Genomic DNA, 24,228 nt, shown 5'->3' with positions numbered 1-24,228 from the left:
ACTCGTGAAGATCTCACGCAGGGACGCGACGATAAGGCGTGGTCAGAGGTTCCGCCCCGTGAAGAAGACGACGTCATCCATACCGTCCTGAGCACGGGCGTCCACGTCGGCAGGGTCGGCCTTGGAGCGGTTGGCAAGGTCGACGACGAGCAAGGCTGCTTCGTCACTCACCTGACCGAAACGTCGAGCCAGATGCCCGACACAGAGCGCCGCAAGACCCAGCAGAGGACTACCGGGGGTAAGCCCTCGGCCGAGCCTGATACACCAGCTTTCCACGAACGCCTGGTCCTCATCATGGAGAGCCAGGCCCACGAGGGTGTCAGCGGCTTCGCCCGTCAGCGTCGCGTTGTACAGCGCGCTTTCCAACACAGAGGACGCATCGTCGCGCTCCCGCGCAGGAGGGTTGTGAAACGAACGGCGCTCCGGCATCACGGCCGCACGCTACCCCGCAGAGGTGGCCTCGTCGAAGTCTGAAACGGGGAAGCCTGCTCCGCTGGTTGTAGTTATCGACCGGCCGGATGATCAGGCAGGGCGGCGCGGTGCACGTGCCAGACTCCGTTCATGGCCGAGGACCGCTCCTTGATTGACCACTGGCTGGCGGTGTGGGAGGCCAATCAGCTCTACGCCTATAACCCGGACCAAGGCGAGGGACGACGGATGTGGGCTGAAACCGCCCTCTACGCCTTGGAGCGCGCCCAGGGTGAAGGGCTGGATCGAGCAACCGCCGATGTAAGCGGGGTTCAATCTGTGTGCTTGGGTGATCACGAACCTGGGTGCATACGACGATCCCCTATGGAACCCCGACACCCTCGGAGCAGACATCCTCCAAGCTCTGCCGCTCGGACGGGAACAGGCCGAGGAGTGGTCCTGTCAGTGGAGGCAGCGCCCCGAGTTGGAGATCCTCAACCTGCGGCGGTGCAAGAACCTGCTTGCCCCCGCCGGCATCATCCGCATGCATCTTGCGGACGCAGGGATTCGGGAGGAAATCGATCACTGGCTTGCCCTCCGACCCCAGCTCCCCTGAGCGGCGACCCTGCAGGTGAGCTCGGAGACCGTGCCATTAGCGTGCCATTAACCCCGGTAACGAGGAGTCAACCACGGCCACTCGCGACCGTCCCGAGACCGACGCTGACCAGGGACCCCGAGGTGCCAAGCCCGTGATAGCTGCACTTCCCAAGCTGACAGCGCGGGTTCGATTCCCGTCACCCGCTCTCGGCGAGCCCTGCTCGGTGGCCTTTGGACCACCTTCGCGGGGCTTTCGTATTTCTGGGGGGCGACCCCCAGACCCCCGCTGTCAGGGGGCTTCGCCCCCTCACACTCCCCCTGGTCCGCATTCGCGGCCCGTCATCGCTATCGCTCTGGGTCGCTTCGCTCCTTGCGAAGGGCTCCGCCCCTCGCGCTCCCTGGACAGGCCTCGCTTCGCTCGGGCTGCTGCTCGCTTCGCTCGTTCAAGCTTTTCTTCCGTTACGGCTTCGCCTGGGCGGCCCCCCGACCAGCTCCGACCACCCGACCACCGCGGCAGGTCATGTCTGCGGAGACGATTGCCGATTCTGCTCGCACCTTAAGAACCTTAAGCTGATCGTTTATGCAGACATCCCCCGAGGAAGCCATCGAACTAGACGTTGTCGACCACGAGGGAAAGACCACAGTGGCGACCCTCACGCTCTATGACTCTGCGCCGGCCCGGCTCACATTCATGTGCCGCAGCCTCCTAATGGATGCAGAGGGCGAGGACTTGTTGGATTGCCTCATCGATCTCCGCTGCCGATTGGAAGCCGAAGGCCTCAACCTTTGCTGCCAAGGAGCACGAGCGGATGTCTGGCCATCAGGCTTGCTCCGACAGTTCACCAACGGCCGCTTCGGATACGTCTTGGCTTCCAAACCTCCAGGGAACCCACCCGAGGAAGTCGACTTGTTCGCACCAGCGCAGCCCCACGAGATAGCTTCAATCGAGCGACAACGTGAAACGGTCTTCCGGTTTTACGGCCTGCGTCAACAGCCGGATATGGCCGGGCAGGAGAGCCCCAGCGCAGAGTCATGATCGTCGCGCCATTCCCCCTAATGAGACGCAGCTCTCATGTTCTCTTCACGGCAGAAGGGACCGTCGATTTCGATCATGCAGTGCGCTCTGGCCTTGGCCTCCAGATATTGCAAGCCATTGATCGAGCCCGACATGATCATGGTAGCCCGCTTCCCCTTCGGACAGGGCGATGGCAGACGGGATGACCAGGTAGGGCAGGTATACGCAGTGCGGCGACAAGACCGTAGGTCACGGGCTGGTTGCCCTGCCATTAGCGACGGCTATAGGGGTGGTTCTGGCACGACTCCCCAGCAAAAGGTGGAATCTGCCAACAGTTGCCGGGTCAGTGCTATCCCGGTGAGGCGCTCGGCGAGCAAGAAAGCCGGTCCTTCGTAGAGATAGGGTAACCCGGGATAGAGCCTGTCGATCTCCGCCATGGTGTCTACGAGTTCGTCCGGTGTCTCCATCATGTATCCCTCTTGCGCCCAGAAGCCGAATCTGATCTTGCCGTCCTCGAACCAGTAGAAGTAGTCCAAGCCTTTGATGCTGAGCGCGAACTGGGAGACAAGGCGGGTGCCCTTGGACAGCGAAGGGAGCACGTCTTCTTCGCGGGTGCCAAGCGAGCCAGATTCGACGATGAACGACCATTCGCCGATGGAGGCGATGCCGATCGGGTCGCCGGGGAATGGGAACTGGTCGGGGTTACCGGGGAATGGGCCGGGCGTGAAGTCCTCCCATCGGCCGCCGAGGCGAGTGATTACCTGCTCGGGTGCGTCGCGGATGTAGATGAAGCTGTAGCCATATTCGGTGTACTCTCCGCAGAGCCAGGAAACGTCAAGGGGATGCGTAGTCATGGCGCCATGCTGCCAGCCGCTACCGACAGTCGCAGACGCCCAGTAGTTCGAGGCTGCAATTGTCCAGTTGGGACCCCCAGGCATTCGCCGGGCACCGCCTGCGTAGGCCGCCATTGCAGGAGCTTCTGATGATCGTCGTGCCATTAGCGTGCCATTAACCCCGGTGACGCGGGGTCAACCGCGGTCACAGCCAACCCAAGGTCCAAGGCCCGTGATAGCTACAATTCCCAAGCTGACAGCCCGGGTTCGATTCCCGTCACCCGCTCTCGGCGAGCCCTGCTCGGTGGCCTTACGACCGCCTTCGCGGGGCTTTCGTATTTCTGGGGGGCGACCCCAGACCCCCGCTGTCAGGGGGCTTCGCCCCCTCACGCTCCCCCGGTCCGCTGTCGCGTCCCCGTCGTCGCTTCGCTCCGGGTCGCCGCGTTCCAGGCGAAGGGCTCGCCCCTCGCGCTCCCTGGAAAGGCCTCGCTTCGCTCGGACTGCTGCTCGCTTCGCTCGTACATCCATTTTCCGTTACGGCTTCGCCTGGCCAGCCACTCGACCAGCTCCGGCCACCCCGCTATTGCGCCTTCGCGGTCATGACAGTGGAGAGTCCTCACGGAGTTGCCCGCATCTCACGGAGACTCTTCGAGCGGCAGTGATGTAGTCGGCGGCCGGCCCGAGGTTGACGTCCGTCCGGAGTGCCGGCGGAACCAGTCTCCGTTCGTCCCCACCACCAGGTCGTAACAGATTGCAGCGATCCGGGTTCTGGTGGAGCTCTGGTGTTCCCCGGCTGCTTCAAACAGCTTGGGGCTCGTACGTGCTCAGGCGTTGTCATACCCCCGATGTAGCGTTCAGGCCGGAGTCAGGCTCATGCTCTGCGATCGACGGAGGCGTGCGGATGACGAGCACGACAGACAACGCCGTGGTAGCGGTGTCCCGGCGCATCAAGGCTCCGGCGGAGGACATCTTCCGGATCCTGGCCGACCCCCGACGGCACCCGGACCTCGACGGATCGGGGATGCTGCGAGGCTGCGTCCGCGACGCCGCGGTCTCGGGCGTCGGGGACGTCTTCGTGATGCGGATGCACTACGAGCGCTATGGCGACTACGAGATGAACAACCACGTCGTCGAGTTCGAGCCGGACCGCCGCATCGGCTGGGAGCCGAGACCCGGTCGCGGGCACCCGGACGCCACCGAGCCCGGGACCGCATGGGGCCACCGGTGGATCTTCGACCTGCGACCTGACGGGGCTGGGGCGACGGCCGTGACCGAGATCTTCGACGGTTCACGTATGCCGGAGGACAAACGTGCGGAAGTGGACAGCGGGCGCGCATGGTGGCAGACGCAGATGGCGAGCACCCTGGAACGCCTCGCCGCACTGTGCATCGCCCGGTGAACAATCCTCAGAAGCCTGTCACTCAGGTCAATCCTCTGTAGTGACTTCAGACGGCGGGAAGGTCGGATGGCGTCATCAGACCGCCATTCTCTGTGGCCGAGCTGACACCATGAACTTCGATCGGATCACCGTTGAGCCTGGGCGGCTCGAAGGCAAGCCGACCGTTCGGGGCCTGCGCATGTCCGTCGAGACGCTGGTACGTCTGGTCGCCGGAGGGTGGACCTTTGACGAGATCCTCTCCGATTACCCCGACCTGGAGCTTGAGGACATCAGGCAGGCGCTTGAGTACGCGGCGGCTTCGACGAATGTCCACTTCTACAGTCTCCGTGAGCCAGCGTGAACTTCCGGTCGACGAAAACCTCCCGCCCCGTGTTGCCGAGCTGTTGAGCAAGGCCGGCCACAATGCGGTCCACGTGCGCGATCTTCACTCGACGAGTGCTCCAGACGCGACGATCATGGAGCTCGCTGTACAGGGCGGAAGGCTGGTTGTGTCCGCAGACACTGATTTAGGGGCACTTCTGGCCTACAGTCGCGCGACCGAACCTTCTGTCATCCTCGTGCGGGAGCTCATCCCACTCCGCCCGCCGGAACTCGTCAACATCATTGTGACCAATCTCGAGGTTCTCCAGGCGCATCTCGAGTCGGGAGCGGTCGCGGTCGGGTTCGATTCCCGCTCTCGGCGAGCCCTGCTCGGCGCTTTGGCGCCCTCGCTGGACTCTTTCGTTTCTGGGGGCGGCCTCCAGAAACTCGCTGCTAAGGGGCTCGTGCCCCCTCGCGCTCCCTGGCAAGGCCTCGCTTCGCTCGTCAAAGCTCCTTTCTGTTACGGCTTCGCCTGGCCTGCCATTCGACCAACTCCGGCCACCCGATCACTGCGGTCGACAAAGGCGAGTCTGCGGAGCCTCCTACGGGATGCGCATACGAGCCGGAAACCACCTTCAACACGACGGGCCGGCGGACTTGACGACCCTAGATGAGCAGGAAGGCCGTGGGTCCGTTACTCGGGAGGAATTCGTCCACTCCTGCCCCGGCGGCGGGCAAGGCGCGCACCGATGATCAATGGGCCCAGCCCGGCTGTGAACCACACGAAGTGCAGCACCATCAGCGCGGTCCATGCCGCCTCGTCGGACACCTCCGCCCAGCTCAGTAGCACGGTACCGATCACGATGACGTAGCTGGTCAGCAGGCAGCCCCTCAAGATTCCGCTGACCCTCAGTGCCCGTTGTACCTGCCCCGGCCCGAACCACCACCGCACTGCCGACCAGCCGACAACCGATAAAGCGACCACGCCCACCAGGGGCAGAAGTGCGCCGTCCGCAGACAGGGGCGTGCCGGCTGCGGCTTCGGCGGCAAGGGATCCGGTCAAGATCAAGGGCACCATGCAGACGACGGTTGCCGCAGTGGCGGCCGCGATGCGCAGACTCTCCTCGTCGGCCAGATGCAGGTTACGTGAGAGGGCCTTTCTCCTGCCGATCGCCACCTGCGGCCGGTCACCTCTCCGCTTGATTCTGACAAGGCGTACGAGGATCCAGACCACGGCTCCCATCACGACGAGAATCAGCAAGCCTGGAAAGGAATGCTCGCCCTCTGGACGATTCTGGTCGATTTGCAGCAAGCGAGCGATACCGTCCCCCGCCATTTCGATGACTCTGTGACCAGCCACGAACAGGGCGACCATGGCAGGCAACGCCAAGCAACCCAACCAGGCGTTGCCGTCCTTGGCCGGACGAACCTCAGCCAGCGCCTTCTGGATCTCGGCATTGCCGGGCGCCAATCCTGCGGCGCGTTCCAGTGCCTCGACGCCTTCCTTGCGGGTGCCAATGCGTTGAGGCGGGTAAGCCAGCAGGGCCTCCCCAAGAGCCAGATAGGCGGTTGCCTCACCTGGGGCGAGTGCGACGGCTCGGCGTGCCGCGCGCTCGGCCTCGTGCTGCTGTCCTCGCAGTGGCTCCGCTGCCGCGGCGCGGGCCAAGGCCACATATCCCTGCCAGTCATGCGGCTTCAGCGTGGTCGCACGCAAGCCGTATGAGATGGCCTGAGTGGTGTCGCCCAGTTCGCGGAAGATCATGCTGGCGAGAGCCAGGCTGTCAGAGCCTGGGGACGAGGTCAGGTCCATGGCGCGCTCGATCAGTTCACGTGCGGTCCTGGCGTCGGCCTGGCGCGTGTGGATGAGGGCTTGGAGCAGGATGGGAAGTGGCTCTCCGGGACGTGCGGCGCCAAGGCGCCGCACGAAAGCGGCGGCTTCGGTGAACGATCCCCTGTCCCAGAGGTCGGTCATATGGCTTAGTTCGTCTGACACCGGACAAGATTATTCCTGCGCCCTCCACGCGCGTCCCGTGCCAGGTCGGATGGATCAGAACGCCGCAGTGTCGTTTAGTTCGCGTACGAACAGCACCATGTCGAGGTTCGCCTTTTCGCAGAACAGCTGATCCGAACGCTTCACATCGCCCAATACTCCGGTATAGGAGTCCCCTGCGTGGCGGGCGTATTCACGACGCAATATTTCCGGAATGATCGTCCAGTTCTTTCCGGACGTGTCGACATCCCAGTCGACAGAGGTCGGCAGACCTGAGACAGTGCGGTGAATCAACTCCCTGACCTGGTCACCCGGCGAGGAGTAGCGCCACACGATCAAGGGCGGTCGGTGGAGTCCGTCCCGCGGATCGAGGCCGATCGAGATGCGCCACCATTCCACCACCCCGAATCGCCTCAGCGCTGCGGTCACGTCTGCGGAACTGATCACGAGAATTCCCTGAGAATTCTGATAGGCCAGTCGTTATTCCGCCCAGATGAGGCGTTCAGAGTCCCCTGGAATCAATCTGGAGCGGAGGCCAGGGTCACTCCTTTCCTCCTGCTCTGCCGACCCTCTTGCCACCCGGGGGCGCGACGAACGCTTCGTCAGCCTGGTCAAGGCGGCCGTCGAGCGCGGCCGCTGGGGTCATTTGCAACGATGGTCCAAAGGATCTGCCGTCGTGAAACGATGCTCTTATGTATGGATCCCCTTACGATACGGGACACTTGATTCCGGCACCATATTTGGTGGCTGCCTGGTGCGCACTCGGAGTCCTGCCTACCGATCGGGTTCCCATGTGGGCCGCTCATTGGCTCGTTCAGGGCATGGATGGTGAGACGTTGCGCATTCTCGCGGGTTTTGACGGACGAGATCCACATGAGGTGCGCGACGTGCTGGCCGACGCTCTCGCTGACACGGGGACCGTGATGCCGTCCATATCCGACGCCGCGAAAAGCGTCCTCGCCGATATGGCGCGCTGTTACCTTTCGGGCGATCTCAGTGAACGCCGATTGGTCTCGATGATCGAGCAAGTCGTCATCATGACCGACTATTCCGAGGAGGTGCTTGCGCCTCCGCTCGGTGCGCTCTACGGGCTGGATGAGGAATGGGGAGCTGGATGGGGGCGCACTGAGGCCGAGCTGATCGCCACGGTTCGGGCCGCTTGCGCTGAGCAGATAGCCCGCGCCGAGTTCTGATCAGACGATCGCTCCACGATCCTTCACCCGACGGCCTCCCGGAGGCACGCGCCAGGACCTTGTTGTCCTTCGCCCAGCCGACGTTGGCCTCCATGACAGCCAGTTCGTCATGAACAGCGCCACCATGCCTGGGAGTCCTCATCGATCTGGCCGGCCACGTGGTTTCGCGTGATCCCCGTGGCATCAGCCAATGTGGTGGAGGGGGCGACTGATCCTCGATCACCGAACTGGACAGCCTGGCCCCCGCGATCTCAACCCATGGCCGATGCGGTTCCGACTTGGTGTCGGGTACGTAGCCGTCGCAGATCACGTGTGGGACGCCTGCCACTCCGCGTCAGCGGCCTCGCGCGGCTCGGCCGAGGCGGAGGGCCGAGGCGAGGAAGAACAGGCCGCCCAGAGTCGCGTAGCCGGCGAGGTTGAGCAGGGATGCGCCCTCCTGACCGGCTTGCAGGATGAACGAGGATCCGGCGACGACCGAGATGCCGCCGCTCAGGATCATGGGCCAGTGGCCGTCCAAGTGGCGGCGGATGACGCCGACGGCCAGCTGGGTGACACCCGACACGATGGCCCAGGCGCCCCACACGCGCAGCACCGCGGGGATGCCTGACGACGTGGCGACGGCCAGGCCCGCCGCGGTCAGCCAGCTGATGGCGATGTTGGCGTACAGGCTCAGGGTTGGGCCTTTGTCCTTCGAAGAGCGGGCGTCGACGACGGCGGCGACGCCGTCGAACAGGGGGTAGAGCACCAGCAGGGCGATGCTGATCGGGGTCAGGCTCGACGCGGTTGCGGCCAGCAGGCCGGCCCAGATGAGGGCGAAGGCGAAGCGGGTGAAGTACAGCCGTCGCAGGGAGATGGCGACGGTGGAGGAGATGACAGTGGTCATGGGAGATCCTTCGCGTATGAGGTAGAACGTTCGGTATCGCTGTAAGCCTGGCACCACGGCGTCTTGGACGTCAAGACCGAACGTTCTGTCTGCTAATCTCGCTGGGGTGAGGAACACTCGAGGTCAGGTGTCCGAAGCGCGGGCCCGGCTGCTCGGCACCGCCACTCGGCTCTTCTACATGGAGGGGCTGCACTCGGTGGGGATCGACCGGATCGTCGCCGAGGCCAAGGTGACCCGGGCGACGCTCTACCGGCACTTCACCGGCAAGGACGAACTCGTCGTCGCCTATCTGCGGGAGGCCGATCAGGCGATCCGCGATCGGGTCGACGAGGCCCTCGCCAGCGGGCGTCCGGCGGCCGAGATTCTGCGGCTCGTCGCCACGGCCATCGCCGAGGACATCGGGTCGCCCGGGTTTCGCGGGTGCGCGTTCCTCAACGCCGTGGCGGAGTATCCGGATCCCGAGCATCCCGTGCACCAGGCCGTTCTGGCACACCGCCAGTGGTTCCTGCACACCGTCACCGACCTGCTCGCGCAGAGCGGGAAGACACCGCCCGAGCTCGCGGGACGGCATTTCGTCATGCTGCGCGACGGTGCGATGGCGTCGGGTTGTCTGTCCGAGCCGGCTGCGGTCTGCGAGACGTTCCTTCAGGGGATCGAGGGCATTCTGACTGCCTGAGCGCCTGGCCCCTGCCGTCGTCGGGTTCCTGCGGGTACTCCATGACGGGTCGTTCCACGGGATCGGCGTATGAACGATCGCCGCCATTTGCGCGCGGGCCGCCGAGCAGCTGCGGACGGATTGACCTCGACGAGCTGAACGAGCGCATCGACCTCACCTACGCCGCTCGCACGCTGGGCGAACTGGAGCAGGGCGTGGCTGAGCTGCGACTGCACACGGTCAATGGGGGCTGCGCCAGGAAGGCCGGTGACGGCTGCCGGCGCGGATCAGCGCTCGGGTCGGGCGCGGCGTGGCCGGGTGCGCATCGACGTTTATGCCTATCTGTGCCAATCATCCAAAACGTGAGGCATTGCGAGATTCGCGTGTGACTACAGTTGTTACTCGCCAGTACCGACCAATCTCAAAGGATGTTCGGCATGGAATCTCGCACCAAACGGCGTACCGCCGGCTTAGCGACCGCGATGCTGATCGCCGCAGGTCTCAGCGTCGTCACGGCCGGGCCCGCGTCCGCCAGTGCCTGCACGCTTCCCCCATGCGGGCGGGTGGAGAACAAAACCACCACCTACATCGGGGTGCGCTGGAAGAACAACGACAGCGACCCGTGGTCGACCGCCAGCCTCGCCCCCGGCACCGGGATGGGGGGTTACACCTACAGCCCACGCAGGGACATCGACGGGTTCTACAGCGTCCAGGGCTGCCGCACCACTTATTCGGTCCGGGCGGGTTCGCAGTACTTCGCGTACGGCGGCTGGGTGAAGGTGAGCTCCAACGAGACCGCCAAGGTGCTGTCCGTCACCTGCTGAGCCGGCGTTCCGACCGGCACACGCGAGGAGCCGCCCCGGGCGGCTCCTCCTGGTTTCTCTCCTGGACGGGCAGAGTCCTCCGACGCCCTGGAGACCCATCGCGTCTGGAGCCGGCACCACCACGCCTCCTGATGTCGCGCGTGTTCCTACTTGCCACTCTGGCAAGAACCGTTGCGTCCTGGGACATCATCGAACGAGGGTGTGCCCATGACCGACACCGCCCCGCAGCGGCCGCGCAGTGCGATGCCCGCTCCCACGCCGACTGACACGGCGCACACCTACTGGGAGGGCTTCTACCAGGGCCTGCGGCCGCCGGCCGACTGGGTGCCGCGACCGAACCCCCTACTCGCCGACGAGGCACGTGATCTCGTGGCGGGCACGGCCCTGGATCTCGGCTGCGGGGCGGGCGGTGACGCCATCTGGCTCGCGGAGAACGGCTGGCGGGTGACCGCGGCCGACGTATCGGCGACCGTGCTGGCCAGAGCCGCCACCGCCGCAGCGCGGGCAGGGGTGGCCGACCGGATCGACTGGCAGGTACACGATCTGACCCGCTCGCTCCCGGTAGGCACCTTCGATCTGGTGACCGCCCAGTATCTGCACTCGCCCATCGCGGACGCGCCCGCGCGGGAAGCGGTCTTCGCCTCGGCTGCCGCCGCCGTCGCCCCTGGCGGCACGTTGCTGATCATCAGCCACGCCGGCTTCCCTTCCTGGATGTCCGAGCAGCCACCGAGTTACCTGGCCGAGCAACTGGTACCCAACTCGGTGATTCTCGGCTGGGTACGGAACGGAGGAGGTGACTGGGTGGTGGACGTCGACAAAGTGGTCACGCGGGAACGGCCTGGCCCGGCCGGCGAGGCGGGAACAGCGGACGATGCCGTGCTGAGGCTCCGCCGTCTTCGCTGATTCAGCACGCTGCGCGGCTACGTGATCGAGCACCTCGCCGTTGCAGTACCAAGGTCCACGCCTGGCCGTCAGTGCGGATATGCCCGGGGTGGGCGTATCCGGGTGATCTCGGCGCGGAAGCCCTCGATGATGGAACTGATCTGGCGCATCAGGAAGGTCTCTTCGAGGCGGTCCAGGTAGAGCGAGCGGCGGGCCAGGGCGTCGGCGTCGACGGCCCAGTAGAGGGCCATCAGGGGGTTGACGAACAACTCGCTGCCCCTGGTTCGGCTGGTGAACTGGACGTCGCCGAACGCGCCGGTCAGGGCCGCCGCGATCGAGCCGTTCACAATGCTCGGATGGTCGGGGGTGTCGGCTTGGGCGCGTGCGACGGCGTCCAGATAGAGCTCTGCTCCCCGGCTGGCTCTCGGAAGGGAGAAGGCGCCGAGATAGGCGCCTTCCCGGTCGAGTGCCGCCAGGTTCTCCAGCACCTGGACGTGGTTGACGCCGTGGTAGGCGTCCACGCCGAAACCCAGGCAGACGACGATCTTCTCCGGTACGTCGAGCCCGTGGACGGCGGCCAGGCTGGCCATGTCCTCCTCAGGGGTGCCCAGACCCGCCTCGTCTCCCCGGAGCAGGATGTCGGTGCCGCCGTCGACCAGCACGACGGCGTCGAGGTCCAGGCGTTCGACCAGCACCTGGTAGGCCGCGCGTAACGGGGTGACGCCGACCTTGGGGAAGGCGTAGACCGTGGAGGGCAGGCCGTGGGCCTCCAGGCAGCGGGCGAGTGACCGTTCGGGGAAGTAGGAGTCGCGGGCGGCCGTCCCGGGGACGATCGCCGCCACGTTCTCCTCCACCCAGACGTCGAGGTCGAGGCCGTGAAGGCGGCTGAACGACAGGTTGGCGAGGTGGACCTCCTTGCCCGCCGTCCACAGTTCCGCGGCGAGCGGGAGCCCGGCGAAGACGTCGAATCCGCCGCCGGCGCCGGCCACCAGGATGCGCCGGGCCTGCTTGAGCCGGGTGAAAAGAGGGGGTTCGGCCAACGAGAACACGTCCGGAACCTACCGGTGGAATGCCCGGCGGGACGGGGAGGTTTGTGGCTCGTATGACAACAGTTGCATTCATCGGCAGCGGGCACATCGGCGGCACGGTGGCCCGGCTGGCCGTCGCGGCCGGTTATGACGTCGTCCTGAGCAACTCGCGCGGCCCCGAGACGCTGCGGGAGCTCGTCGACGAGCTCGGGCCGAAGGCCCGCGCGGCGACCGCCGCCGAGGCGGGCGAGGCGGGCGACCTCGTGGTCGTCAGCGTTCCGCTGGGCGCCTACCGCCAGGTTCCGGTGGAGCCGCTCGCCGGGAAGACCGTGCTCGACACGAACAACTACTACCCCGACCGTGACGGGGTCTTCCCGGAGCTCGACGCCGCCACGACCACGTCGAGTGAGCTGCTGCAGGCGCATCTGCCGACGTCCAAGGTCGTCAAGGTGTTCAACAACATCTACTTCGTGCACCTGCGGGCCCTGCCGCGGCCCTCGGGCGCGGCCGACCGCAGCGCACTCGCCGTCGCGGGCGACGACGCCGACGCGAAGGCGGAGGCGGTCACGTTCCTCGACCGGATCGGCTACGACGCGGTCGACGCCGGGAAGCTCGCGGACGGGTGGCGCTACCAGCCGGGCACCCCTGCCTACGGCGGCCTCTACGCCGGGGACACCGAGAACTTCTGGGAGTCGCCCGGCGTGCCCAGCGATGCCGCGTCGGTCCAGGAGAAACTGGACGCCGCCCGGCGTTGACGGCCTTCATGACCTCGTGTTCGGGCGTGGCCTTCCGCTGCTGCTCCTGATCGTGGGGGGCAGACCGAGCCGGGGACGGCCGTGGCATCGCGGGGGCCGGAGCTGGGGTGGCCGTCTTCGATCGATGACAAGGAGTACGGCCCTCGACGCCTTCCTGAAGAGGATCTAGCCGGGCAGGACGGCCCTGATCGCCTGGGCCTCCCGATCGAGCAGGCTCCGCTCCCGGGTGGCCCAGGTGGCCTCGATCCGGAAGCCGTCGCCTTCGTACCGGGGGAAGACGTGCAGGTGGACGTGGAAGATCTCCTGGAAGGCGGCCGCGCCGTCGGCGAGGAAGACGTTCACGCCGTCGCAGCGCAACCCGGAGCGGCGCAGCGCGCGGGCCATGCGGTGGCCGATCCGCCAGATGTGCGCGCCGGTGTCCTCGTCGAGGTCGTCCAGGCCCACGGCGTGGACGCGCGGGATGACCAGGAGATGCCCGGGGGTGACGGGCGCGATGTCCATGATCGCCATGACCTGGTCGTCCGCGTAGGGCACACTCGCCTCGGCCTCGCCGCGGACGATCGCGCAGAACACGCAGTCGTCTACCGGCATGAGAGGAACTCCCGGGCGCCGCGCAACCTGGTCTTCAGGTGCCGCTGGGTCAGCTCGCAGTCGAGCCGCACGTCCCGCCGCCCCGCCAGCCCGACGTCGGCCCGTGCGCCGGACGGCAGCCGGGCCGGGTCGATGCCGTCTCTCCAGGCGATGAGCAGGCCGAGTTCGTAGCGGCTCAGCGCGTCGGTTCCAGCCAGGTGGTGGACGCCCGCGCGACCGGAGTCCGCGAGTTCCAGCAGGGCCGCCGCCAGGTCGGCGACGTGGACGGGGCAGCGCACGTCGTCGGTGAACAGGATCCCGGGCCGATCGCCCGAGGCCAGGGTGTGCACCAGGGCTTCGTGCGGCGAGCCGCCGTCGCCGATGATCAGGGAGGTCCGGGCGATCACGGCGCTCGGGTTGACCGTCTGGGCGGCGACCTCCGCCGCCGCCTTCGCCGCGCCATAAGGGCTGTCGGGGTCGGGGACGGCGTCCTCGGCATAGGTGACCGCGGCGCCGGAGAAGACGGCGTCGCTCGACACCAGAACCAATCGGATGCCGTCGGTCGCGACGGCGACGTTGGCGGCTCCCACGGCCGTGGTGGCCCAGTCGGACTGGACGTAGGCGGCGTTGACGACGACGTCGGGGGCGACGTCGGCGACCAGGCGGGCGACGTCGGCGCGGTCACGGACGTCCAGCGACCGCCAGTCGGCCTCAGGCGCCGCTCCTGGGCGGGTGAAGTAGGTGGCGGCCACGACATGGCCGTGGGCCGCGGCCTGCCGGACGAGTTCGGCGCCCAGGAAGCCGGTGCCGCCAACGACCAGGATCTTCATGGCAGCGACCGTAACAAATGGGTTGCATGACCGGCCGGGCGGCCGGAAGGGTCGTCGAAATGCATGCCAGCCAGCTGACCGTGTCGACCCGGATGGTCCGTGTGTTGGTCGACGAGCAGTTCCCCCAGTGGCGCGATCTCGCCGTCACGGGCGTCGTCTCCCACGGCACCGTCAACGCGATCTTCCGCATCGGCGACCGCTACACGGCGCGCTTTCCCCTCCAGCCGCCCGGCGGCGTCGAGTCGACGCGGCGCTGGCTGGAGGCCGAGGCCGAGGCGGCCCGTGAGCTGGCCGGGCGGACGCGGTTCCGCACGCCTGAGCCGGTCGCGCTGGGGGAACCGGGGGCGGGTTATCCGGTGCCGTGGTCGGTGCAGACCTGGTTGCCGGGGGTCGTCGCGACCGACGACCATCCTGGGGAGTCGGTCGGGTTCGCGCACGATCTGGCCGATCTTGTCACCGGCCTGCGCGCGATCGACACCCGTGGGCGGACGTTCTCCGGCGGCGGCCGGGGCGGTGACATCGACGTACACGACGAATGGGTGGAGACCTGCTTCCGGCAGAGCGAGGCGCTGCTGGACGTGCCGAGGCTGCGCAAACTGTGGGCGGACTTCCGCGTGCTGCCGCGCCGGTCGGCCGACGTGATGACGCACGGCGATCTGCTGCCGGGCAACGTGCTGGTGTCCGGTGGACGGCTGACCGGTGTGCTCGACGTCGGCGGGTTCGGGGCGGCCGATCCGGCGCTCGATCTGCTGAGCGCGTGGAACCTGCTGGAAAACGGGCCCCGTGAGGTGTTCCGCGAACTGCTCGGGGTCGACGACCTCGAATGGGAGCGGGGGAAGGCGTGGGCGTTCGTACAGGCGATCGGGTGTGTCTGGTACTACGTCAGGAGCAATCCGGTCATGGCGCAGCTGGGCCGGCGCTGCCTCGACCGGCTGCTGGACGACACGCGACCGTAGCGTCAGAACATCAGCAGGTCGTGGCGCAACTCCTCGACGACCTTCGGGGGCACGGCGAGCGCGTCGTAGCCGGGGAAGCCGCCCCAGGCGAACGAGATGCGCAGGTAGTCGACGAGGGTGACGCCAGGGCGGGTGCCCAGCAGCTGCGGATCGGCCGCGCTGCTCGGCAGCTCGACATCCTGCACGCCCCCGCTGACGTTGGCCTTGTGGATCTCGTCCGGAGCGAAGGAGAAGGTGTGCCCCTCCGTGTCGGCGTCGCCCAACATCTCCCAGTCCTCCCACAGGTGGCGTCCCGGTGGGAGCACCAACGGGTCGGGGTAGAAATCGGCGTGTTCCCGCGGGACGTCGTGATAGCCGACGTGCGGGAGAACGGCGCCGCCGTCGCCACAGAGGTTGACGCCGCCCACCACCTCCAGACAGGCCCGGAGAGCCAGGGGCAACGGGCCGATCACCTGCTCCGCCTTCCGGACGGCCGCCAGGTCGTCGGGGGTGGGCGGCTGCCTGACCCAGTCGGGGAAGGCGAAGGAGTAGCCGACGCCGGCGAGACGCTCGACGATGACGTCCGCGTTGACCGCCACCCGCCGCATGGTCTCGCGCGCCACGTCCTCGGCGTCTTCCATCGACGCGGCGGGAACACCTTCACGGAGTTCGGCCCAGACGGCGAACCATTCACCGGCCCTGTATCGCGCAGCCCATGACGTCACAGCCGGTGATCTTAGGGGGATTCAACTCGCTTTACAGGACGTGTGCCCATTTTTCACACTTGTGGCATGACCACGCCCTTCGAGGAACTGATCCCCAGGGCCCTCGTCTCGGACACCGACGACGAACGGTGGGAGATCGTCGCGGCACTGCACAGGCGCGGTGACGCCGGGATCTTCGAGGCGGCGGCACGACTGTGCGCCGGCGACCTCAGCGGAGAGCGCGAACTCGGCGCCGACGTTCTGGCGCAACTCGGTCACCGAGGCGACGCCAAGCCGTTCCTCGACCGCAGTCTGCCGATCCTGCGGGAAATGGCGCGGCGGGAATGCGACCCCATGGTGCTCCGTTCGGTGCTGTTCGCGCTGGGGCATCTCGGGGACGAGCGGGCCCTTCCCGAGGTGCTGGATTCGGCCGGCCATTTCCACAACGGTGTTCGCCACGCCGCCGCGTGGAGTCTGCCGAACGTGATGCGAGCCGACGACGCCGAGGCCGTCGCGGCGCTCGTCCGAATCAGCCGGGAAACGGACGACGACGAGAACCGGGACTGCGCGACGACCGGTCTCGCGGGGCTCGACGCGGACGACACGGCCATCCGCGAGGCGCTGTCGGCCCGGCTCGACGACACGGTTGTGGTCGTCGCCGCGGAGGCGGCGTACGGCCTGGCCAGACGGGCTGACCGGCGGGCGGAGCGGGTGGTTCGCCGGTATCTCGCCGCGCCTGACGACAACGACTACACGCGTTCGCTCATGGAGTGGACCGCCGAAGAACTGGGCGACGCTGAACTGCTGAGCCAGGTCCGAGCATCTAGGGTCTCCGTATGCGCGGAACCCCCCGCCTGCTGAGGATCGTCGGCGAATTCGCCTTATTGGTCTTCGTATTTCTGCTGTTCTCCCGCCTGCACGCCGCCGCCGGAGAAGGCGTCGCCGCCGAGGCCACCGCCAACGCGCTCGTTCTCCAGTCGTGGGAACGCGCTTTGGGGCTGGACATCGAGGTGGCCGCGAATCAGTGGCTCACCGCCCATCCGGCGTTCATCCAGCCGGCGATTCTCTACTACCGCCTCTATTACGTCGTCCTGGCGGCCGTTCTCGTCTGGCTCTTCCTCCGCCGTCCGGACGTCTACGTCAGAGTCCGCGGCACCATGATGCTGATGCTCGGGCTCGCTCTCGTGGTCTTCTTCACGATCCCGATGTCACCGCCGCGCTTCGCGCTCCCGGGAATCGTCGACATCGTCGGGTCAAGGGGCGCGAACCTCTATTCCGCGTTTCCCAGCCTCCATTTCGGCTGGTCGCTCTGGGCCGCCTACGCCGTCTGGGCCGCACGCCCACGCCTGGCGGTCCTGGCGTGGGCGTTTCCCGTCGGGATGGCGGTGGTGGTCGTCGTCACGGGCAACCACTACGTGCTCGACCTCGTGGCGAGTGTGGTGCTGCTCGCCGTCGCCGCCGGGGTCAGGAGATGGTCAGAGTCCCGTTGGCGTTCCGTGCGCACGTCACGACCGTCCGGGTAGCGGCGGTCAGCGCGCCCGAGAGGCACTGGCCGAGGACGTTGTGCCCGGCGGCGTTGGGGTGCCACGACTCCTGGCAGGTCTGGAAGTAGGTCACGCAGGCGTTGGCCGCACGCTGGATGCGGATCTTGTCCCAGCCGGACAGGCTCGTGACGTGGTTGCCGGTCGGGCCCTCCATCACCCTGACCGGCGTGGCGAGGGTGCCCGACGGGCTGCCGGGGTTCTCGCACAGGCGGGCGCCGTCGAAGGCGCGCTGCACGTCGAGCACGCGCAGGTTCGCGGCCGGGCGTTCGGCGGCCAGGGTCGTGTACGCGTTCTTGACCAGGTCGCCGAGGTTGGACGAGAAGACGTGCCCGGGGGCGAGGCTGGCGCGGTGGATGGGGCATCCGGCCGCATACCGTTCCGCGCCGAGGTCGCGGAACTTGTCGCGGGTGTCGGTGCGGCCGTCCTCGTCGCGGTACTCCGGGGCGACGTCCAGAGGCAGGGGGTTCGTGTACGTCTGGAGCACCACCTGGTGCACGCCGTCGGCGTCGACCTGGGCGAGGGTGTCGAGGATCCGGCGCAGGGCGGCGGTGGTCTCGTCGGTGGCCGTGCTGACCTCCGCCGGGCTGGCGAGGTCGGACACCGTGCACGGCTCCTGCGGCACGTCTCCCCCGAGGTAGGCCCAGAACTCCCACCAGCCGGTCCAGGCGTCGGCGATGAAGCGGTTGGCGCACAGGGTGGCCACGTCGCCGAAGGTGAACTGGGTGTTGTTGGAGCCGAGGCCGATGAGGACGACGTCGATGTCGTGCGTCTGCGCGACGGCGCGAAGCTGGTCGAGCTGCGACTTGACGGTGCGGCCGTTGGCGCGGGCGCTGGAGGCGTTGGCGACGTCGTGCGGCTGGCCGCCGGAGCAGGCCAGGTTGAACCGGTCCTGGATGCCGGGGAGATCGGCCTTGAACAGCGAGGCGTTGGCGGAGCGGTGGCAGAAGTAGGCGTTGTTGTTGGGCGCCGACCAGCCGGGGAAGCCCTGCGCGGTGCCGTTGGCGTCGACGACGGGCTGGTAGTCGCCGGCGCCTTCGCCGCTGACGAAGCTGTCGCCGAGCGCGACGGCCGCGGTCGGAAGCGCGGCCTGTGCCGCGCCGCTCTGGATGACGTGGAGTCCTGCCGCCGCTAAGAGGAGTGCGGTCGTGATCGCTGCCCGACGGAGTGTGCGCATGCGGAATTTCCTATCAAACTGGCAGGTAATGGAGGGTATTCCGATGACAACACGACTCACTCACCGCGTCAAGATCTTGTGAAGACCGCTTCACCCACAAGACCGCGTTCCGGCCCGATCGTCAAGGGGTGCTGTACCGTGCCGTGATGGACGCCATCGCCTTGCTCGACTGGCTATTGGAGTGTGACGTCGACGCACTCCTCCGAGTGGACGCCGGCCGGGGCGGCGTCCGGCCGTGGACCTTTCACGCGACCAATGGCGAGTGGTCAGTGCGCGTGGACGCTTTCTCGGCCGACGAATGCATGGAGAAGGCCCTCAAGGCTCTTGCGGACCACGGCCTGGTCCCACCCGAATGACGTCCATGAGAACGCGGCGCGTCGCCTGGACCGAGCTTCCCGCCGCCGTCATCGACGAAGTCGAGACCCGGCTGGGGGCAGCCGTCGTCGGGTTCGAGGAGCGGCAGGGTGGTTTCTCGTTCGGTGTTCTCGGGGTCGCCTTCCTGGCCGATGGTGACCAGGTCTTCGTGAAGGCGGTTCGGGACGACGCCGGGAACGTCCAGGACTATCGGACCGAGGCCGTGGTGGCCGCCGCGCTCCCCCGGGCCGTTCCGACGCCGCGGTTGCGCTTCGCGTTCGAGGTGGCCGGGTGGTTCCTGCTCTGTTTCGACGTCGCGCCGGGAGCGCTGCCGCACGAGCCGTGGCGGGCGGACGAACTGGCCGCCGCGCTCGACATGCTCGCGGTCTGCGCGCGGGAGCTCACGCCTTCACCCGTCGGCGGTCTGCCGACGCTGGGCGAGCGGATGACCGGACGGTGTGAGACCTGGCGGGGGCTCGAACGCGACGGCCGGTGGGGGCCGGTCGCCGTCGAGGACGTCGGGGAATGGGAGCGGCGGCACCTGGCGCGGCTGGCCTTCGTCGAGGCGGTCTGGAGCGACATCGTCGTCGGTGACTCGCTGGTGCACTTCGACCCGCGTTTCGACAACATCGTCATAGATCCGGCGACCGGCACGGCGCGGATCGTCGACTGGGGGCGCTCCTGCGTCGGGCCCGCCTGGACCGACCTGGTTCTCCTGCTGCTGCAATCAGACCTCGGCGGCCAGGACCCGGAGTCGCTGTTCGGTTCCGTCGCGGAACATGACCACGTTGACGCCTTCCTCGTCGCGCTCGCCAGTTATTGGACCCACACCGCCGCGCTCCCCGGCCTGGCGCATGCCCCGCATCTGCGGGAGCGGCGCGAACACGGACGTCGCGCGACAATCAGCTGGCTCCGAAGCCGCTGGTGATCGCTGCCGGCGGCCGACCGTCACTCCGAGCCAGCTGCGTTCCTCCTGGCCTGGCCGACCGCCTGGGCATCCGCCCCGACGACCCCTACCCGCGCGCCTTCGACGTGCTCGCCCGCGCCGCCGTCTACGGCGACGACCAGGCCCGCGCCCTCATCGCCGAGTCGGCGTCCCTGCTCGCCGACGGCGCGCTGACCCTGGCCAACCTGTGGGACCTCGACACGCTGGTGCTGGCCGGGCCGGGCTTCGCCGTCGCCGGTTCGTTGTACGTGAGCGAGATCCGCCGCCGGCTCGGCGAGAGCGCGTTCTCCCGGCAGGTCCATCCCGTGCAGGTCGACCTGTCGAGCAACCCCCGCGACGCGGCGGCCATCGGCGGCGCGGCGCTGGTGCTACAGGGCTCCGTCGCCCCCGGGCACGGACCGCAGGTGGCGGCGCACCGGAGCTAGACCTTGCTGACCAGGTGCTTGTAGTAGTGGCTGGTGGCCTTGACCACCTTCGGCTCGGCCGGTTCCGAGGGCCAGATCTGCAGGTAGTGGTCGCCTTCCAGGCAGCTCTCCCAGTCGGCGCCGCGGACGTGGTAGCGCAACCGGTAGTTGCCGGGACCGGCCGGCAACGGCGGGAGGGCGGGCGCCTTCTCCTCGTCCCAGTCGAAGGAGAACCCCGCCATCACCAGCTTCCCCGACGGGGAGTAGTAGTCGATCTCGGTGATGTCCTCGTAGTCGTCGAGGCCGGCGCCGGGGTCGCGGTCGGCGACGGTCACGGTGAACGGGATGTCGTCTCCCCACTGGGTGTTGATCACCAGGTCGACGACGCCTTCCCGGATCTCGATGTCGCCGAACCGGCGGGCCGGGTTGGGGCTCTGTCCGCCGTCCTGTTCGAGCAGGTGGACCATGCTGCAGTCTTCGACGTAGAGCTCCAGCTGGACGGTCCGGATTCCTTCTTCGATCATGGTCGCGCAGCCTAGAAGCCGCCACCGACAAACCCCGCTGCCTCCTGGAGGTTGGAATGAAGGACCTGTTCGGAGCAGCGCGGCGGAGAATCCGGGTGACCTCGCCCGTCACGGTCGCGGCGCTGCTGGCCGTCACGCTGGCCCTGGGAGTCGGCTGGATGCGCGAGCACGCCGACGCCGCGTCCCAGCGGCATGAGGCACTGGCCTATCGGCTCGCGTTCCACGCGGCGGAGTTGGTCGACACCGACCGTGCCGCCGCCAGGATGCTGGCCATCGCGGCCTTCGAGATCCACCCCGCAGAGGAGATCCGGGCGCAGCTGATCGACACGTTGGTGTGGGGGGAGAACGTGCGTCTGCGCACGGCTTCTGCCTGGCAGACGGCCCTGAGCGCCGACGGCCGGGCCGCCCTGATCGGTGACGGTGCAGCAGCGGGAGTCTGGGACCTCACCAGCCGGCTTGATCCGAAGACCGGAGAGGTGACCGAAGCGTTCGCCACGTTGAAGGGTGGCCGGAACGGTCAGACAGCGGTGGAACTGACGCCTGATGGGCGGGCCGCGATCAGCGGCGGCGACGAGGGCGCGACCATATGGGACCTCGGCGATCCGGCCAAGCCCATCGGGAGTGCGACCTTGCCGAGCCAGGACGGTGCTTCCGTCGAAGCGGTGGCGTTGTCGGCCGACGGGCGGCGGGCGGTGATCGCCGACTTCCACGGCGAGCTGGCTGTGTGGGACCTGTCCGACGGCGCTCGTCCGAAGCGGAGGTCGACGACGAGGGCACACAACTCCTACGCCGTCGACCTGGACCTCAGCTCGGACGGCCGGGTGGCCGTCACCTCGGCCGACGACGGCACGGTGCGGAGCTGGTACCTCACCGACCCGGCGAATCCGGTCAAGACAGCCGATCTCTCCGACCCCACGAATACGCCGACCGCCGTGGCGGTGAGTGCTGACGGACGGACGGTTCTGGTGGGGGCGGCCGCCCAGCTCGAGGTGTGGCGATTGGAGGGCTCGTCGCCGCCGAGGCGCGTCACCCGGTTCGAAGGGCCGTTGGCCGGAATCAGCAGCGTGTCCCTGAGCTCGGACGGCGGGACGGCCCTGGTGACCGGCGAAAGCAGTTCCGGCCTTCTCTGGAATCTGTCGAACCCCTCCGCCCCGGTCCTGCTGGCCAGATTGAAGGGAGACGACCACGACATCGACTCATCCGCCCTCAGTGCCGACGGCGGCGTCGCGCTGACCGCCGGTGCGGGCGGAAGCACGATGTGGGATCTCCGCAGCCTGGCTGAGATCGTCGCCGACCCCGAAGCGGTGGCCTGCGACGGCAGACTCGGCGCGGAGATCAGCAGGGCCGACTGGATCCGCTTCACGGGACAGGCCGACTGGTCGGACTACGGTCGAGCAGACTGGGACGGCCTTCCCGTCTGCCGCATCAGGAACACCTGATCAGGCCTTCTGGTGCAGCGACAACCACGACAACCCGTCGCTCGGCCCGTCGGGACGCCACGCGATCGGCATCTGCACCAGCACCGACAACCCCCGTCCCTGGGACGGCTCGATCTCGACCGTGCCGCCGTGCAGCACCACCTGCTGGTGGATCAACGTCAACCCGAGGCCCGTGCCCGGGCTGCCCGCGCGGCGGCTGAACCGGTTGAAGGCCTCCTGGTGCAGTTCACGCGGCATGCCGGGGCCGTCGTCGGCGACGCGCAGCAGCGCCACCGTGCCCTCGACCCGCACGGACAGCTCGACCCGGACCGTCCCGTGCGGGCCGACGCCGTGCACGGCCGCGTTCTCCAGGAGGTTGTCGACGATCATGCGCAGGCCCTCGGGCCAGCCTCTGACCATGGCCGCGTCGGGGAGGTGGGCGACGAAGCGGGCGTGGCGGTGCCTGCGGGTCGCCTCCTGTACGGCCACCTCGCACACCCCCGCCAGGTCGACGTCCTTCAGCGAGTCGGGTTCCATCAGCTCACCCCTGGCCAGCTGGCGGAGCATCGTGATGAGGCGTTCGAGGCGGGCCTGTTCCATGGCCAGGTCGCGGATGACCTCGACGCGGTCCTCCGGCGGCAGGGTCGGGTAGCCGAGCAGGGCGATGTTGCCGCCCATGCTCGTCAGCGGAGTGCGCAGTTCGTGGGCCGCGGTGGCGGCGAAGGCGCGGGCGGTCTCCAGGGCCTCGGCGGTGCGGTGGACGGCCTCGTCGCGGCGGTCGAGCAGGCCGTTGACCAGGCCGGCGAGCTCGTCGATCTCCCGGGCCCGGGTCTTGCGGGTCAGCCGGCCGTTGCCCGCTTTCACGTCCTTGGTCAGGCGGGTCAGCGGGCGGAGCGTGAACCGGCCGAGGGTGAGGCCGGCGGCGGCCCCGGCGACCAGTGCGATCAGGGTGGTGATCAGGAGCCGGTCGTACAGAGCGGAGATCCGGGAGTCGAGCGGGCCCTGCTTCTCGAAGATCCACAGGCGGCCCCGGCGGCCCAGGTCGGTGCTGACGTAACGCCAGGTCCCGGCGGTCGCGGGGGCGGTCGCCGGGGCCGGCAACTCCGGCGGGACCGCGCCGATGACCAGGGGCTGGCCGCGGACCGGATCGACGTACACACCCTCGGCCGGGTCGCCCTCCGCCGGGCGGACGCGGACCGGGCGCTGGGTGTGGTTGAGGGCCACGGGGGTGAACGCCTGGAGGCGCTGCATCAGCCGTTCGTCGCGGGCGGTGTGCAGGTCGTCGGCCGACAACCGGACGAAGAGCAGCCCGGACAGCCCGACCAGCAGCGGCACCAGCACGGCCACGCCCAGCGCGAACCGGGTCGACAACCTCACGACCGGACCCGCAGCACGTAGCCGACGCCGCGGACCGTCTCCAGGATCCTCGGCTCGCCCTCGGCCTCGAGTTTCCTGCGCAGGTAGCCGATGAACGTCTCGACCGCGTTGGCGGTGACCGCGAAGTCGTACCCCCAGACGCGTTCGAGCAGGACCTCCCGCGACAACACGATGCCGTGGTTCCTGGCCAGCACCTCCAGCAGGTCGAACTCCCGCCGGGTGAGCGCCAGCGGCCGGCCGTTGAACACGGCGTCGCGGCCGTCGGTGTCCAGCACCAGGCCGCCGGCCCGCACACCCGACCCGACCGGCGCCGCAGCGCCAGCACGGCGCAGCAGCGCCCGCAGCCGCAGCGCCAGCTCGGTGAGGTCGAACGGTTTGACCATGTAGTCGTCGGCCCCGGCGGTGAGACCGGCGACGCGGTCGGCGACCTCGTCGAGGGCCGACAACATGAGGATCGGCACCTCCGAGCCCCGGTGGCGCAGTTCGGCGCACACCTCGATGCCGGTCACGCCGGGCATCGAGACGTCCAGGACGATCGCATCGACCTGGTCGGCTATCTCCAGCGCGGCCTGGCCGCCGCCGGCCGCCTCCACGGTGAAGCCTTCCAGGGTGAGCCCTCGCCGCAGCACCCGCAGGATCGCCGGGTCGTCGTCCACGGCGAGAATCCGGTGTGCGCCCATCTGCTT

30 protein-coding genes are annotated in these 24,228 nt (G+C 68.0%); 17 read left to right on the top strand and 13 right to left on the bottom strand.

The annotated features are described in order from the left end of the window. Positions 1 to 42: 42 nt before the first annotated feature. Positions 43 to 432: a hypothetical protein gene (locus GT755_RS27175; protein ID WP_202610561.1), complete on the bottom strand. Its 390-nt coding sequence runs from the start codon at positions 430 to 432 to the stop codon at positions 43 to 45. Positions 433 to 757: 325 nt separating this feature from the next. Between GT755_RS27175 and GT755_RS27170 the strand changes: the two genes are divergently transcribed. After that, entirely contained in the window at positions 758 to 1,024 is a 267-nt protein-coding gene (locus tag GT755_RS27170) for a hypothetical protein (protein WP_161482456.1), read from the top strand. A 1,277-nt stretch (positions 1,025 to 2,301) separates the two neighbouring features. Here the strand turns inward: GT755_RS27170 and GT755_RS27165 are convergent. Continuing rightward, positions 2,302 to 2,874, bottom strand: a complete 573-nt coding sequence (locus GT755_RS27165; protein ID WP_161482455.1) for a DUF6461 domain-containing protein — start codon at positions 2,872 to 2,874, stop codon at positions 2,302 to 2,304. An 880-nt stretch (positions 2,875 to 3,754) separates the two neighbouring features. Here GT755_RS27165 and GT755_RS27160 point away from each other — a divergent pair. The 3 genes from GT755_RS27160 to GT755_RS41635 all read left to right on the top strand — a co-directional run bounded on the left by GT755_RS27160 (position 3,755) and on the right by GT755_RS41635 (position 5,226). Continuing rightward, entirely contained in the window at positions 3,755 to 4,252 is a 498-nt protein-coding gene (locus tag GT755_RS27160) for an SRPBCC family protein (RefSeq protein WP_161482454.1), read from the top strand. Between the two features lie 109 nt (positions 4,253 to 4,361). Beyond that, entirely contained in the window at positions 4,362 to 4,592 is a 231-nt protein-coding gene (locus GT755_RS27155) for a DUF433 domain-containing protein (RefSeq protein WP_161482453.1), read from the top strand. Then, positions 4,558 to 5,226 (top strand): DUF5615 family PIN-like protein, encoded by a 669-nt coding sequence (locus tag GT755_RS41635; RefSeq protein ID WP_407929423.1) that lies wholly within the window; start codon positions 4,558 to 4,560, stop codon positions 5,224 to 5,226. Before GT755_RS27155 ends, GT755_RS41635 begins: the two co-directional genes overlap by 35 nt. A gap of 20 nt (positions 5,227 to 5,246) precedes the next feature. Here GT755_RS41635 and GT755_RS27145 read toward each other — a convergent pair whose 3' ends face one another. After that, positions 5,247 to 6,524 (bottom strand): hypothetical protein, encoded by a 1,278-nt coding sequence (locus tag GT755_RS27145; protein WP_161482451.1) that lies wholly within the window; start codon positions 6,522 to 6,524, stop codon positions 5,247 to 5,249. Between the two features lie 75 nt (positions 6,525 to 6,599). After that, positions 6,600 to 6,989, bottom strand: a complete 390-nt coding sequence (locus GT755_RS27140; RefSeq protein WP_161482450.1) for a hypothetical protein — start codon at positions 6,987 to 6,989, stop codon at positions 6,600 to 6,602. Between the two features lie 374 nt (positions 6,990 to 7,363). Between GT755_RS27140 and GT755_RS27135 the strand changes: the two genes are divergently transcribed. Beyond that, positions 7,364 to 7,735, top strand: a complete 372-nt coding sequence (locus tag GT755_RS27135) for a hypothetical protein (protein WP_161482449.1) — start codon at positions 7,364 to 7,366, stop codon at positions 7,733 to 7,735. 334 nt (positions 7,736 to 8,069) lie between these two features. On the opposite strand, the gene GT755_RS27130 is transcribed toward GT755_RS27135, so the two are convergent. After that, positions 8,070 to 8,618, bottom strand: a complete 549-nt coding sequence (locus GT755_RS27130) for a hypothetical protein (protein ID WP_161482448.1) — start codon at positions 8,616 to 8,618, stop codon at positions 8,070 to 8,072. A gap of 106 nt (positions 8,619 to 8,724) precedes the next feature. Between GT755_RS27130 and GT755_RS27125 the strand changes: the two genes are divergently transcribed. From GT755_RS27125 to GT755_RS27110, 4 genes are all read left to right on the top strand, one after another. After that, positions 8,725 to 9,294, top strand: a complete 570-nt coding sequence (locus GT755_RS27125) for a TetR/AcrR family transcriptional regulator (RefSeq protein ID WP_328794514.1) — start codon at positions 8,725 to 8,727, stop codon at positions 9,292 to 9,294. A gap of 41 nt (positions 9,295 to 9,335) precedes the next feature. Further along, positions 9,336 to 9,662, top strand: coding sequence for a DUF1707 SHOCT-like domain-containing protein (locus GT755_RS41630; RefSeq protein WP_161482447.1), 327 nt, complete (start codon positions 9,336 to 9,338; stop codon positions 9,660 to 9,662). A gap of 48 nt (positions 9,663 to 9,710) precedes the next feature. After that, positions 9,711 to 10,097 carry a hypothetical protein gene (locus GT755_RS27115; RefSeq protein ID WP_161482446.1) on the top strand — a complete coding sequence of 129 codons (387 nt, stop codon included), beginning with the start codon at positions 9,711 to 9,713 and terminating at the stop codon, positions 10,095 to 10,097. A 207-nt stretch (positions 10,098 to 10,304) separates the two neighbouring features. Continuing rightward, positions 10,305 to 11,000 carry a class I SAM-dependent methyltransferase gene (locus GT755_RS27110; protein ID WP_161482445.1) on the top strand — a complete coding sequence of 232 codons (696 nt, stop codon included), beginning with the start codon at positions 10,305 to 10,307 and terminating at the stop codon, positions 10,998 to 11,000. Between the two features lie 68 nt (positions 11,001 to 11,068). Here the strand turns inward: GT755_RS27110 and GT755_RS27105 are convergent, their stop codons facing one another. Then, positions 11,069 to 12,028 carry a DUF1152 domain-containing protein gene (locus GT755_RS27105; RefSeq protein WP_161482444.1) on the bottom strand — a complete coding sequence of 320 codons (960 nt, stop codon included), beginning with the start codon at positions 12,026 to 12,028 and terminating at the stop codon, positions 11,069 to 11,071. Positions 12,029 to 12,081: 53 nt separating this feature from the next. Between GT755_RS27105 and GT755_RS27100 the strand changes: the two genes are divergently transcribed. Beyond that, positions 12,082 to 12,762 carry an NADPH-dependent F420 reductase gene (locus GT755_RS27100; RefSeq protein WP_161482443.1) on the top strand — a complete coding sequence of 227 codons (681 nt, stop codon included), beginning with the start codon at positions 12,082 to 12,084 and terminating at the stop codon, positions 12,760 to 12,762. A 165-nt stretch (positions 12,763 to 12,927) separates the two neighbouring features. Here the strand turns inward: GT755_RS27100 and GT755_RS27095 are convergent, their stop codons facing one another. Continuing rightward, the gene (locus GT755_RS27095; RefSeq protein WP_161482442.1) at positions 12,928 to 13,353 is read right to left on the bottom strand and encodes an HIT family protein; all 426 of its coding nucleotides are present in this window, start codon (positions 13,351 to 13,353) and stop codon (positions 12,928 to 12,930) included. Further along, entirely contained in the window at positions 13,344 to 14,162 is an 819-nt protein-coding gene (locus GT755_RS27090) for a sugar nucleotide-binding protein (protein ID WP_161482441.1), read from the bottom strand. The genes GT755_RS27095 and GT755_RS27090 overlap by 10 nt, the downstream gene beginning before the upstream one ends. 59 nt (positions 14,163 to 14,221) lie before the next feature. Here GT755_RS27090 and GT755_RS27085 point away from each other — a divergent pair, with 59 nt between their 5' ends. Next, positions 14,222 to 15,118, top strand: a complete 897-nt coding sequence (locus GT755_RS27085) for an aminoglycoside phosphotransferase family protein (RefSeq protein WP_161482440.1) — start codon at positions 14,222 to 14,224, stop codon at positions 15,116 to 15,118. Positions 15,119 to 15,120: 2 nt separating this feature from the next. Here the strand turns inward: GT755_RS27085 and GT755_RS27080 are convergent, their stop codons facing one another. Then, the gene (locus GT755_RS27080) at positions 15,121 to 15,738 is read right to left on the bottom strand and encodes a hypothetical protein (protein WP_161482439.1); all 618 of its coding nucleotides are present in this window, start codon (positions 15,736 to 15,738) and stop codon (positions 15,121 to 15,123) included. 150 nt (positions 15,739 to 15,888) lie between these two features. Between GT755_RS27080 and GT755_RS27075 the strand changes: the two genes are divergently transcribed. Both GT755_RS27075 and GT755_RS27070 read left to right on the top strand, forming a co-directional pair. Continuing rightward, positions 15,889 to 16,662, top strand: coding sequence for a HEAT repeat domain-containing protein (locus tag GT755_RS27075; RefSeq protein WP_161482438.1), 774 nt, complete (start codon positions 15,889 to 15,891; stop codon positions 16,660 to 16,662). Continuing rightward, a complete protein-coding gene (locus GT755_RS27070) occupies positions 16,638 to 17,324 on the top strand; it encodes a phosphatase PAP2 family protein (protein WP_202610559.1) in 687 nt (228 codons plus the stop codon). The genes GT755_RS27075 and GT755_RS27070 overlap by 25 nt, the downstream gene beginning before the upstream one ends. Here the strand turns inward: GT755_RS27070 and GT755_RS27065 are convergent. Then, positions 17,266 to 18,519: an SGNH/GDSL hydrolase family protein gene (locus GT755_RS27065; protein ID WP_161482437.1), complete on the bottom strand. Its 1,254-nt coding sequence runs from the start codon at positions 18,517 to 18,519 to the stop codon at positions 17,266 to 17,268. The genes GT755_RS27070 and GT755_RS27065 overlap by 59 nt on opposite strands. Before the next feature lie 146 nt (positions 18,520 to 18,665). Here GT755_RS27065 and GT755_RS27060 point away from each other — a divergent pair, with 146 nt between their 5' ends. Genes GT755_RS27060 through GT755_RS27050 form a run of 3 tightly spaced genes read left to right on the top strand, consistent with a single transcriptional unit; the run spans position 18,666 to position 20,244 of the window. Further along, complete coding sequence (locus tag GT755_RS27060; protein WP_161482436.1) at positions 18,666 to 18,875, top strand: hypothetical protein; 210 nt, start codon at positions 18,666 to 18,668, stop codon at positions 18,873 to 18,875. 5 nt (positions 18,876 to 18,880) lie between these two features. Next, complete coding sequence (locus GT755_RS27055) at positions 18,881 to 19,801, top strand: phosphotransferase (protein WP_161482435.1); 921 nt, start codon at positions 18,881 to 18,883, stop codon at positions 19,799 to 19,801. Next, positions 19,798 to 20,244: an ROK family protein gene (locus GT755_RS27050; protein WP_202610558.1), complete on the top strand. Its 447-nt coding sequence runs from the start codon at positions 19,798 to 19,800 to the stop codon at positions 20,242 to 20,244. Before GT755_RS27055 ends, GT755_RS27050 begins: the two co-directional genes overlap by 4 nt. Here the strand turns inward: GT755_RS27050 and GT755_RS27045 are convergent. After that, a complete protein-coding gene (locus GT755_RS27045; RefSeq protein WP_161482433.1) occupies positions 20,241 to 20,747 on the bottom strand; it encodes a hypothetical protein in 507 nt (168 codons plus the stop codon). The two genes, GT755_RS27050 and GT755_RS27045, sit on opposite strands and share 4 nt — an antisense overlap. Before the next feature lie 158 nt (positions 20,748 to 20,905). Here GT755_RS27045 and GT755_RS27040 point away from each other — a divergent pair, with 158 nt between their 5' ends. Then, entirely contained in the window at positions 20,906 to 22,186 is a 1,281-nt protein-coding gene (locus GT755_RS27040) for a WD40 repeat domain-containing protein (protein ID WP_161482432.1), read from the top strand. On the opposite strand, the gene GT755_RS27035 is transcribed toward GT755_RS27040, so the two are convergent. Both GT755_RS27035 and GT755_RS27030 read right to left on the bottom strand, forming a co-directional pair. Beyond that, positions 22,187 to 23,542, bottom strand: a complete 1,356-nt coding sequence (locus tag GT755_RS27035; RefSeq protein WP_161482431.1) for a sensor histidine kinase — start codon at positions 23,540 to 23,542, stop codon at positions 22,187 to 22,189. It lies immediately after the preceding gene. After that, on the bottom strand, positions 23,539 to 24,222 hold the full coding sequence (locus GT755_RS27030; RefSeq protein ID WP_161482430.1) for a response regulator transcription factor: 684 nt from the start codon (positions 24,220 to 24,222) through the stop codon (positions 23,539 to 23,541). The genes GT755_RS27035 and GT755_RS27030 overlap by 4 nt, the downstream gene beginning before the upstream one ends. Positions 24,223 to 24,228 lie beyond the last annotated feature (6 nt).

Origin of the sequence: Herbidospora solisilvae, assembly GCF_009901565.1 — a bacterium.
Taxonomy (GTDB): domain Bacteria; phylum Actinomycetota; class Actinomycetes; order Streptosporangiales; family Streptosporangiaceae; genus Herbidospora; species Herbidospora solisilvae.
Note: the sequence above shows the minus strand (reverse complement) of the source record. Positions and strands in the feature narration are given on the sequence as shown.